The organism is Methylobrevis pamukkalensis, from assembly GCF_001720135.1.
GTDB classification, from domain to species: domain Bacteria; phylum Pseudomonadota; class Alphaproteobacteria; order Rhizobiales; family Pleomorphomonadaceae; genus Methylobrevis; species Methylobrevis pamukkalensis.
This window is the reverse complement of sequence record NZ_MCRJ01000130.1, coordinates 1-11,061: the sequence shown is the minus strand read 5'-3', so window position 1 is coordinate 11,061 and position 11,061 is coordinate 1. Positions and strand designations below refer to the sequence as shown.

At 69.7% G+C, this 11,061-nt stretch carries 9 protein-coding genes and 1 pseudogene; 6 read left to right on the top strand and 4 right to left on the bottom strand.

Going from position 1 to position 11,061, the window contains the following annotated elements:
* Positions 1-190 precede the first annotated feature (190 nt).
* Positions 191-1,546, bottom strand: a complete 1,356-nt coding sequence (locus A6302_RS17465) for a polyhydroxyalkanoate depolymerase (protein ID WP_083255868.1) — start codon at positions 1,544-1,546, stop codon at positions 191-193.
* Between the two features lie 241 nt (positions 1,547-1,787).
* Between A6302_RS17465 and A6302_RS25880 the strand changes: the two genes are divergently transcribed.
* From A6302_RS25880 to A6302_RS17440, 6 genes and pseudogenes are all read left to right on the top strand, one after another.
* Positions 1,788-2,096 carry a hypothetical protein gene (locus A6302_RS25880; protein WP_342586299.1) on the top strand — a complete coding sequence of 103 codons (309 nt, stop codon included), beginning with the start codon at positions 1,788-1,790 and terminating at the stop codon, positions 2,094-2,096.
* Entirely contained in the window at positions 2,093-3,094 is a 1,002-nt protein-coding gene (locus tag A6302_RS17460; RefSeq protein WP_342586298.1) for an ActS/PrrB/RegB family redox-sensitive histidine kinase, read from the top strand. Before A6302_RS25880 ends, A6302_RS17460 begins: the two co-directional genes overlap by 4 nt.
* Before the next feature lie 238 nt (positions 3,095-3,332).
* Positions 3,333-3,890, top strand: coding sequence for an ActR/PrrA/RegA family redox response regulator transcription factor (locus A6302_RS17455; RefSeq protein ID WP_069308116.1), 558 nt, complete (start codon positions 3,333-3,335; stop codon positions 3,888-3,890).
* Positions 3,891-4,020: 130 nt separating this feature from the next.
* The gene (locus tag A6302_RS17450; protein WP_069308114.1) at positions 4,021-5,124 is read left to right on the top strand and encodes a hypothetical protein; all 1,104 of its coding nucleotides are present in this window, start codon (positions 4,021-4,023) and stop codon (positions 5,122-5,124) included.
* A 256-nt stretch (positions 5,125-5,380) separates the two neighbouring features.
* Positions 5,381-6,854: pseudogene (locus tag A6302_RS17445) on the top strand (sensor domain-containing diguanylate cyclase).
* Between the two features lie 21 nt (positions 6,855-6,875).
* Positions 6,876-7,556, top strand: a complete 681-nt coding sequence (locus tag A6302_RS17440) for a class II aldolase/adducin family protein (protein ID WP_069308113.1) — start codon at positions 6,876-6,878, stop codon at positions 7,554-7,556.
* On the opposite strand, the gene A6302_RS17435 is transcribed toward A6302_RS17440, so the two are convergent.
* The 3 genes from A6302_RS17435 to A6302_RS17425 are packed head-to-tail and all read right to left on the bottom strand — an operon-like array spanning position 7,511 to position 10,984.
* The gene (locus A6302_RS17435) at positions 7,511-8,956 is read right to left on the bottom strand and encodes an FGGY-family carbohydrate kinase (protein ID WP_069308115.1); all 1,446 of its coding nucleotides are present in this window, start codon (positions 8,954-8,956) and stop codon (positions 7,511-7,513) included. The two genes, A6302_RS17440 and A6302_RS17435, sit on opposite strands and share 46 nt — an antisense overlap.
* Positions 8,957-8,999: 43 nt before the next feature.
* The gene (locus tag A6302_RS17430; RefSeq protein ID WP_069308112.1) at positions 9,000-10,004 is read right to left on the bottom strand and encodes an ABC transporter permease; all 1,005 of its coding nucleotides are present in this window, start codon (positions 10,002-10,004) and stop codon (positions 9,000-9,002) included.
* The gene (locus tag A6302_RS17425) at positions 10,001-10,984 is read right to left on the bottom strand and encodes an ABC transporter permease (protein ID WP_069308111.1); all 984 of its coding nucleotides are present in this window, start codon (positions 10,982-10,984) and stop codon (positions 10,001-10,003) included. Before A6302_RS17425 ends, A6302_RS17430 begins: the two co-directional genes overlap by 4 nt.
* Between the last annotated feature and the right edge of the window lie 77 nt (positions 10,985-11,061).

Below are 11,061 nucleotides of genomic sequence, written 5' to 3'. Positions count from 1 at the left end.
GGGCGGCGTGACCGTCGTCGAAGCGGGGTTCCCTGCGCTCGTCGCCTCGCGCCTTGCGTCGCTGCATCGGCCGCGTCGTCCTCTGTCGCTGCGCACGGGGGAGGCGGCCGCAAGAGCGGCCGGTCCTCCTGCGGCAAGGCTAGGGACGGGACTTTAAGAGCGGGTTAAGCATGCCCCGCCGGAGCGCCGATCAGGACGCCGCAGGTCCCTTGACTCGCGGCGCGCGGCGGCGCGGCGCAGAGGCCTTCGAGCTGACCTTCGGCTCGTCCGCCTCTGCCGCCCGGCGGGCGATCGCCTCCCGGCCGGCGGCCGAGCGCACATTGTGGGTGAGGATGAAGTCGGCGATGCGCGGGCAGATCTCGGCGCGCCAGCGCGAGCCGTTGAAGACGCCGTAATGGCCGACCGCCGGCTGCTCGTAATGGACCTTCATGTCGTCCGGCAACCGGTCGCAGAGGTCATGGGCGGCGCGGGTCTGGCCGCGGCCGGTGATGTCGTCCTTCTCGCCCTCGATCGTCAGCAGCGCCGTCCGGGTGATCGCCGAACAGTCGACCAGTTCCCCGCGGTGGCGGAATTCGCGCTTGGGCAGCGAATGGCGGATGAACACCTCCTCGACCGTCTGGAGGTAGAATTCGGCGGTGAGGTCCATCACCGCCAGATACTCGTCGTAGAACTCGCGGTGCTTGGTCGCCGAATCGCCGTCGCCGGTGACGAGATGATTGAAGAAGTCCTTGTGGGCGCCGAGATGCCGGTCGAGATTCATGCTCATGAAGCCGGTCAGCTGCAGGAAACCCGGATAGACGTCGCGCATCATCCCCGGATTGGGGAAGGGCACCTTCATCACGACATTGCGCTCGAACCAGTCGGTGCCCTTCTGCTCGGCGAGTCGGTTGACCGCGGTCGGATTGCAGCGGGTGTCGACCGGGCCGCCCATCAGCGTCATCGACAGCGGTGCCGCCGGACTGCCGGCCGCATTCATCACCGCCACGGCGGCGAGCACCGGCACCGACGGCTGGCAGACACCGAGCACGTGCACGTCGCCGCCGAGCGCCTCGCACATCTCGATCACGTAGTCGATGTAGTCGTCGAGATCGAAGCGGCCCTCGACCAGCGGCACCATGCGCGCGTCGGTCCAGTCGGTGATGTAGACCTCGTGGCGGGGCAGCAGCGCGTCGACCGTGCCGCGCAGCAGCGTCGCATAGTGGCCGGACATCGGCGCCACGACGAGAACCTTCGGATCCTTGCGGCGCGGCGTGGTGATCGCGCGCTCGAAATGGATCAGGTCGCAGAAGGGCTTGGACCAGACGACCGTCTCGGTGACCGCGACCCGCTCGCCGCCGACCAGCGCCGTGTCGAGGCCGAAGGTGGGCTTGTCGTAGCGGCGGGTGCCGCGCTCGAACATCTCGCAGGCTGCGGCGATCGAGCGGCCGTAGTCGGTGTGGGCCAGCGGGTTGAGCGGATTCTGGAAGCAGAGGCGCGTGAGATCGGCCGCGGCCCGGGCGGGGCCGATGGTGGCGTGGTTGAACTCGTAGAGCTGGTAGTAAGTCACCGTGTCTGTCCTTCCGCGGTCCGCGGCTGCCGGCCTCTTCGCCGCACGTGTCGGGCGACTTTCCTGTGAAACAGGTGTGCCGGCGCGGCGGATTGCTTCATCCGTCCTGCGGATCTAAGGCCGTTTCCGCGAGATCCGCAAGGAGACCTTCGTTGATGTGACAACGCGCACCGCGACAGCATGATCCCGGCATTCTATTGATGGATCGCAAACAGGGCGCGGCACCGGGAAAGCATACGGCATGAAACTGAAGCCCGGACAGGTGGGTCAGCCGGTCAAGCTGGACACGCTCGTGCGTCTGCGCTGGCTGGCGGTCGGCGGCCAGCTTGCGGCGCTGGCCGTGGTCGTGTTCGGCCTCGGCTACGAACTGCCGATCCTCCCCTGTCTCTCGGTGGTCGGCCTCTCCGCCCTGCTCAACGTCGTGCTCAAGGCGCGCTATCCGGCGAGCCGGCGGCTGGCCGACCGGGCGGCGGCGGGTTTGCTCGCCTATGACATCTGCCAGCTGACCGCCCTCCTCTATCTCACCGGCGCCTCGGCAATCCGTTCGTGATCCTGCTGCTGGCACCGGTGGTCGTGTCCGCCACCGGCCTCGGCCTCTACGCCACGCTGCTGCTCGGCGGCCTCGTGGTGGTGGCCGTCACCTTCCTTGCCGTGTTCCACCTGCCGCTGCCTTGGGTGGAGCCCGGCGGCGGCGCGCTGGCGCCGGTCTATCTCGCCGGCCTGTGGATCTCGCTGGTCGCCTCGCTGTGCTTCATGGCGATCTATTCGTGGCGGGTGGCCGAGGAGCGGCGCAAGCTGCAGGCCGCCCTTGCCGCCACCGAGCTGCTGCTCAGCCACGAGCAGCATGTCAACCAGCTCGACGGCCTGGCCGCCGCCACCGCCCACGAGCTCGGCACGCCGCTCGCCACCATCGCGCTCGTCGCCAAGGAGCTGATGAACGGCATGCCGGCCGACGCGCCGATGCGCGAGGACATCGCCCTCCTGCAGAGCCAGTCGCAGCGCTGCCGCGAGATCCTGAAGAAGCTCACGTCCTTCTCCGGCTCGTTCCACGCCCATCTCCACGCCGTGGCGGTGAGCCACCTCGTGGAGGATCTCGTCGCCCCGCACCGGGATACCGGCGTCGACCTCGTGGTGCGTTGCGAGGGGGACAAGGCGGGCGAGCCGCACGGCCAGCGCGAGCCGGCGATCGTCCACGGCGTCGGCAACATCATCGAGAACGCCGTCGACTTCGCCCGCACCCGCGTCGATGTCGGCGTGCGCTGGACGGCCGACAACGTCGCCATCATCGTCGAGGACGACGGACCGGGCTTCGACCCCGGCATCATCGACCGGATCGGCGAGCCCTATCTGACCACCCGCCGCCGCGACGGCACGGGCGAGGACCCGGAGGACGACGAGGACGGCGTTGGCCTCGGCTTCTTCGTCGCGAAAACCCTGCTGGAGCGCACCGGCGCCCGGCTTTACCTCTCCAACCGCAAGGCGCCGGAAACCGGGGCGCGGGTCGAGGTGCGCTGGCCGCGCGACGCCTGGACCGCCCGCGCAGGCTGACCTCCGGCACTGATCGGCACGCCCTGTACCGGTCCCTCCTGCGCCCATCGGGCGCAGTGCGGCTCATTTGCCTGGCCGGGACAAGGTGATATCCTCTTGCCGATAAAGACGAGACCGCCGACGCCGTCACAGCGACGGAGCCCGGCGGAAGCGGACGGCGCGGGACGCCGCGATCCGGGACGGGTCGCGAGGCTTCGTGCAAGATCCCGATCGTCGCTTGCGGGTGGATGGACCAATGATGCAGACGAGCGAGGGGGCCGGCCCTTCCGGCACCGACAACACCCTGCTGATCGTCGACGACGACAAGCCGTTCCTGCAGCGGCTCGGCCGGGCGATGGAACAGCGCGGCTTTGCGGTGGAGACCGCCGACACGGTGGCCGAGGGCCTCGCCCGCGTCGCCGCCCGCCCGCCGGCCTATGCCGTGGTCGACATGCGCCTTGGCGACGGCAACGGCCTCGACGTGATCGAGCGCCTGCGCGAGACCCGCGAGGACAGCCGCGTGATCATGCTCACCGGCTACGGCAACATCGCCACCGCGGTCACGGCCGTGAAGCTCGGCGCGGTCGACTATCTCGCCAAGCCGGCCGACGCCGACGAGGTCTATCAGGCGCTGACCAGCAACGGCGAAGTCAAGGCGCCGCCGCCGGAGAACCCGATGTCGGCCGACCGGGTGCGCTGGGAGCATATCCAGCGGATCTACGAGCTGTGCGACCGCAACGTCTCGGAGACCGCGCGCCGGCTCAACATGCACCGCCGCACCTTGCAGCGCATCCTCGCCAAGCGCGCGCCGCGCTGAGGCCCGTGCGGGGCCAGCCGCGGTTGACGCGGCTTTCATGCCGATGACATCATACCTGTGACATCGTGACGGGCGCCGGCCGGACCGGCGCCCGTCACGATCACGGCAGGGTCATCAAGGCAGGCACGGCATGCGGATCGTGATCCACGGCGGGCAGAGCAAGACCGGGTCGACCTCGATCCAGGAGGCGTTCCATGCCCATGCGCCGCTGCTGCTGGCCCATGGCATCCTCTACCCGACCGTCGACGACGAGACCCCCACCCACAAGTGGATGACGCCCGGTCTCGTGCCGCCGGTCGCCTGGCAGCGCGAGTTCGGCCCGCGCGACGACGCCGACAACGTGGCGGCGCGCCGCGCCAATTTCGAGCGCGCCTTTGCCGAGGTGACCGAGGCCGTGGCGCGCGCGCGTCCCGAGATCCTCGTGATTTCCTCCGAGCAGATCTTCGACTTCGATCCCGACAGCCTCGCCCGCCTGCACGCCCTGCTCCTGCCGCTCTCGGCCGAGCAGGAGATGTTCTGCTACGTGCGCCGGCCGTCGAGCCGCTATCTGTCGCTGCTGCAGCAGGACCTGAAGGGCACCTCGGATCTTCGCGACCCGGCAACCTTCCGCAGCGATGCCGCCCCGGTGCTCCGGCAGATGCGCAAGGTGTTCGGCACGGTCACCTTCCGCGCCTTCCAGCCCTCGAGCCTGGCCGGCGGCGAGGTGGTGACCGATTTCCTCAGCCATCTCACGGACGACGCCGAACTGCATGCGGCGATCCAGCCGCGGCGCGACAACGTGTCGCTCAGCGCCGAGGGCATGGCGCTGATGCAGCGGCTGCGCGCGCTGGCCTTTGCCGACGAGAACAACCTCCTGCGCAAGGAGGCCGGCCTCGTCGTCAGCCTGCTGCGCGGCATCGAGGCCGACCTGCCGGTGACGAAGCCGCGCCTGCGGCCCGCGATGGCCGCCCTGATCGACGGCAACCACCGCGACGACCTCGCAGCCCTTGCCGCCGAGGCCGGCGTGGTCTTTGACGGAACGGCCGATCCGGAGTCTCCTGCCGCACTCCCGGCCCTTCCCCCCGTGACCCGCCTCAGCGACATGATCGACTTCGATCCCGACCTTGTCGAACGCATGACCCATCAGGTGATCCGCAGTCTCGCCGCCGAGGTGCTGGCGCTGGCCGCCGAACGTGACGCCGCGGCGCGGCCGGCACCGACGGCAGACGCGGCCGCGTCGTCGCACAACGCGTGAGGGAACGCGGGGCCACGGCGCGCATTCATGAATTGTTTGGCAAATCCGGTCACGATGCCGGCAAGCACGATGCCCGAGGGGCGACGGCCGGCGATGGCATGCAGCGATACGCCTGCAGCCCGCAGGTTACGGTTGTGCGGTGCGGTCGTCCGGCTTAACACATCAGTCCCGACCCGCCGTCCCCGCCGCGACAGATGTCGCTGTTGCCGATCGACCGAACCAATCGTCACGAAGGCCGATGAACATGCCCATGGACATGAGCCTGCCGAGCGCCCCTCCCGATGGCACGCATGACGACGAGGAGATGTTCGATCTCGCCCCCGTCTCGCTGTGGCTCGAGGATTTCTCGGGCGTGAAGGCGTGTTCGACGGCTGGCGCGCCGAGGGTGTCACCGATCTCGGCGCCTTTCTGCGCGAAGACACGGCGCGCGTTTCGGCCTGCACCAGCCGGATCCGCATCCTCAAGGTCAACCGCCGGACGCTGTCGCTGTTCGAGGCGGACGGATTGGCCGACCTCGTCGCCGGCGCGGCGACATCTTCCGCGACGACATGCTGGACGCCCACATCGGCGAACTGGTGCAGCTGTGGGAGGGCCAGACCTCCTATTCCGGGCGCACGGTCAACTACACGCTCGGCGGCCGGCGCCTCGACATCGAGCTGGAAGCCACCATCCTGCCCGGCCACGAGGACACCTGGGCGCGGGTGCTGTTCGCGATCGAGGACGTGACCGAGCGCGAAAGCGCGCGCCGCCGCCACGCCGAGAGCGAGATGTTCGCGCGCGGCCTGTTCGAGCATTCGCCGGTGTCGCTGTGGGTGGAGGATTTCAGCAGCATCAAGACGCTGCTCGACGAGATCCGGACGCGCGGCATCGAGGATCTGCGCGTCTTCACCGACGTTCATCCGGAATTCGTGCAGCGCTGCATGCGCGAGATCCGCGTCATCGACGTCAACCGCCACACGCTGCGCATGTTCGGCGCACCGGACGCCCGCACCCTGCTCAACCGCCTCGGCGACGTGTTCCGCGACAACATGCAGCCGCACTTCCGCGAGCAGCTGATCGACCTCTGGCAGGGCCGCCTGTTCCAGACCCGCGAGGTGATCAACTACGCGCTCGACGGCACCGAACTCAACGTGCACATGCAGTTTTCCGTGCTGCCCGGCCACGAGCACGACTGGCGCCTCGTGCAGGTGGCGCTGACCGACATCACCGCCCGCAAGAAGGCCGAGGCCTATCTGGAATATCTCGGCAAGCACGACGTGCTGACCAAGCTCTACAACCGCTCCTTCTACGCCGACGAGCTCAACCGGCTGGAGCGCAACACGCCCTATCCGGTGACGGTGATCATCGCCGACCTCAACGGCCTCAAGGCCTGCAACGACGAACTCGGCCATGCCGCCGGCGACGCGCTCCTGCGCCGCACCGGCGAGGTGCTGTCGGAGGCGGTGCAGAAGCCGGCCCATGCCTGCCGGATCGGCGGCGACGAGTTCGCGGTGCTGATGCCGGCGGCGGATGCCCGCGAGGGCGAGGCGATGATCGAGAAGATCCGCAAGCTGGTGGCGCTCAACAACCAGTTCTATTCGGGCATGACCGTCAGCCTCTCCATCGGCATCGCCACCCGCGAGAAGGGCGAGCGGATGGAGGACGTGGTGCGCCGCGCCGACCGGTCGATGTATGACGCCAAGCGCGCACATTATTCCGACCGGGACATCGACCGCCGCCGGCTGGCCTGAGCCCTTTCCGGAGATCCGCCGATGGCCGCCGCCGACACGACCGACCTGCGCCAGGCGATGATCGCCACCTGCCGGCGGATGAACGAGACCGGATTGAACCAGGGCACCTCGGGCAACCTGTCGGTGCGCTGCGGCGCGGGTTTTCTGGTGACACCGTCGTCCCTGCCCTACGAGCGGATGACGCCGGACGACCTCGTGCCGATGGACTTCGGCGGCCGCCACACCGGCCCGCGCCGCCCCTCGTCCGAATGGCGCTTCCACCGCGACATCCTCGCCGCCCGCGCCGACGTGGACGTGGTGCTGCACACCCATTCGGTCTATGCGACCACGCTCGCCTGCCACCACCGGCCGATCCCGGCCTTCCACTACATGGTGGCCGTTGCCGGCGGTCCGGACATCCGCTGCGCGCCCTATGCCACCTTCGGCACGCAGGAACTGTCCGACCACGCGCTGGCCGCGCTCGACGGCCGGCTCGCCTGCCTGCTCGGCCAGCATGGCCAGATTGCGCTTGGCCGGAGCCTCGACCATGCGCTGTGGATCGCCGGCGAGGTGGAGACACTGGCCCGGCTCTACCTGCAGGCGCTGGTGATCGGCCCGCCGCCGGTGCTGCCCGATGCCGAGATTGACCGGGTGATCGAGCGGATTCGCCGGATGAGCTATGGCGCCGCCCCGGACGACGACGAGACTGCGACTGCCGGCTGATCACCCGCCACCGCCGCCCGCCAGCGCGCCGCATAGGCGAGCAGCGCCGGATCGGGCGGGCGCGGCGGATCCTCGGCGGGGTGGGTCTCCGAGGCGCCGGGGCCGGCGGCGAGCAGCGCCGCCCCGAAGCTGGTGCCGGTGGCGCTCGCCCCGCCCGCCACCACCGCCCGGCCCGTGACCGCCGCCAGCATCGCCAGGAACACGGCATTGCGGGCGAAGGGGCCCTCGACCACCGTCGGCCCGTCGCCGTGGACGAGGTCGCGGCAGGTGGCGGTCATCAGCGCCAGATAGAGCGACAGCGCCGCCGCCCGGGTTCCCGGACCCAGCGTCTCCGGCGGATGGCTCCAGCCGCCCGGCCGCTGCGGATAGGGCCCGCAGCCCGGCTGCAGCGACGGCAGGACCATCACGCCGGCGCCGAGCACGCGGGCGAGATCCTCCGATGTCGCCACGGCGGCCGATTCGCCCATGGCGTTGGAAAATTCCCGCCCGCCCATGAACCGCGCCGAGGCGACCGGATCGCCGAGGGCGTTGACGTTGACCAGCGTGTCGCGCGCCGGATCGAGGCCGTCGGGGATGCCCCCGCCGGCGTCCCCGCCCTCGGCGCCGACGGCGAGCACGATCACCCAGGTACCGGTCGAGACCACGGTGAAGGGCGGACGGCGGGTGACGAGATGGGGCAGCAGCGAGGCATTGGAATCGTGGAGGCCGCAGTGGACCGGCAGGCCGGCGGGCAGGCCGAGCCGGGCAGCCAGCCCCGGTTCCACCGGGCCAAGCACGTCGAAGGCCGACCGCAGGGGCGGCATCTTCCCCCGCCAGCCGAGGCCGTCCACCATCGACGACCAGTCGCGCCGGCGCGGCGCCCAGAGATCGGTGTGGCAGCCGAGCGAGGTGGCCTCGCCGGCGGCGACCCCTGTCAGCCGGAAGGCCCAGTATTGCGGATAGGGCAGGATCAGCTTCGTGCGGGCGAAGGCCTGCGGAAAGGCCCGCTCCTGCCAGAAGAGCTGGGCGCCGAGGTTCAGCCCCTGCGGCAGCTTCGGCGTGCCGCTTTCGGCAAAGGGCGGGCGGATGCGGTCATAGGCGTCGCGGGTCTCTTCCGGTCCGTCGTGCTCGTAGTCGAGCACCGGCAGCGCCAGCGCGCCGTCGTCGCCGATGAGAGCCGCCGTGGCGCCGTGGGTGGTGATCGAGATCGCGTCGATACCGTGGTCGCGGTGAAAGCCGGCCAGGCCCGACAGGCAGAAGTCGCGCAGCGCCGCCTCGTCGAAATGCGGATAGGGCCCGTCCGCCACCACCCGGTTGGCCATGGTGACGACCGCCACCTCCGCGTGGGCGGCGACATCGACCAGGGCGAGCTTGGCGTTGGTCTTGCCGATGTCGACGACGGCGACGTGACGCGGCGCCATGGAGCGGGGAGTGGACATCTTGCGGGGATCGGTCATGACGGGCTCACGCCGGCCGCCGGCGCCGGGCGCGGCGCCACAGCACCGGCAGCGCGATCACCGCGATCAGCAGCGCGCCGATGAAGATCGACATGACGATGCCCGGCACGTTGAGGAGGCCGAAGCCGAAGGTGACGAGGCCCATGATCAGCGCCGCCAGCACGAGGCCGGGGATGGAGCCCGAGCCGCCGAGGATGTTGATGCCGCCGAGCACCACCATGGTCACCACCTCCAGTTCCCAGCCGAAGGCGATCGAAGGCCGGGTCGAGCCGAGGCGGGAGGTGAGGCAGATCGCGGCCACCCCGGACATCAGCCCGGTGAGCAGGAACAGAAGGAATTTCACCCGCCCGACCCGCACGCCCGAAAACAGCGCGCCGACCGGATTGTTGCCGATGGCATAGACCTGGCGGCCGAAACTCGTCCCGTGCAGCAGCACGCCGTAGGCGACGGCGAGCAGCGCGAACAGCGCCAGTTCGAAGGAGATCACCCAGACCACATAGCCCTGGCCGAAGAAGGCGAAGTCGGCCGGATAGCCCTTGAACGCCCCGTCGCCGAGCACGATGAAGGCGATGCCGCGAAAGAGGCTCATGGTGCCGATGGTGACCACGATCGACGGCAGGCCGAGGCCGGTGACGAGGACACCGTTGACCGCGCCGCAGGCAAGGCCGACGCCGAGGCCGATCAGCACAAGCTCCGGGGTTCCGACACCCTGCTGCGCGGCAAGACCCATGGCAGTGGAGGCGAGCGCGAGGATCGAGGCGACCGAGAGATCGATCTCGCCGGAGATCACCAGCAGCGCCATGGCAAAGCCGATCATCGCCTTTTCGGTGAAGTTGAAGGTGGCGTCCGACAGGCTCCACGGATCGAGGAACCAGGGCGAGGCGAAGCTGTTGGCGACGAAGATCGCGACCGCGACGACCCCCAGCAGCGCCTCCCAGCTTTTCAGCGCTTGGGTCACGGGGCGGGTCAGCCGGTCGGGAATGTGCCGGCCCTCGAACGGCGTGTCGGTCATGCCCGCAGCTCCGCGTCCTTGAGGATGATGCGCCCGGGCCGACGTCCGGAGCGGGCGTTGAGCGCGACCGCGACGATGATCGCCGCCCCCGAGATCGCCATCTGCCAGAAGGGCGAGACGTCGACCACCGGCAGGGCGTTCTTGATCACGCCGAGGAACAGCGCGCCGAGCACCGTGCCGGCGACCGAGCCGGCGCCGCCCGCGATCGAGATTCCGCCGATGACGCAGGCGGCGACGACATCAAGCTCGAAGCCGCCGGCGATGTCCACATAGGCGACCGCGTAGCGCGACACCCAGAGATAGCCGCAAAGACCCGCGACCGCGCCGGACAGGCAGAAGGCGGCGCAGCGGGTGCGGCCGACGTCGAGCCCGGCATAGACGGCGGCGACCGGATTGCCGCCAACGGCGTAGAAGGCACGGCCGAGCGGCGTGCGGGCCAGGATCACCGAAAAGACGACCACCACGGCGATGCCGATCCACGCGAGCACCGGCAGGCCGGCGAGTTCGGCGCGCGGCAGCGCCTTGAAACCCTCGCTCATCTGGTGGGCGTTGATCCAGCTGCCATCGGAGAGGAGGAAGATGATGCCGCGGTAGATGGTCATGGTGCCGAGGGTGACGACGATCGGCGGCATGTCGAGCTTCCAGACGAGCAGGCCGTTGACCGCGCCGAGCAGCGTGCCGAGCGCCGCGGCCATCAGCACCAGCAGCGGCACCGGCAGGCCCGGCATCGCCGCATTCGCCATCGCCGCGACCATGCCGCAGAGCGCGAGATTGGCGGCGACCGACAGGTCGATGCAGCGGGTGAGGATCACCGCCGTCTGGCCGAGCGCCAGCATGATCAGGATCGAGGTGTCGTTGAAGACGCCGGCAAGGTTGGCCGGCGCGGCAAAGCCGGCAAAGCGGGTCTCGATCAGGAGGACGAGGGCGATGAGGGCAAAGGCCAGCAGCGCCTCGCGGGAGGTGAGGAGCCGGACGGTCATGGGCGGCACCGGGCGTGGGTGGGGGATGCGATGTTCGGTGGGTGGGGCGCCCCCTCATCCGGCCCTTCGGGCCACCT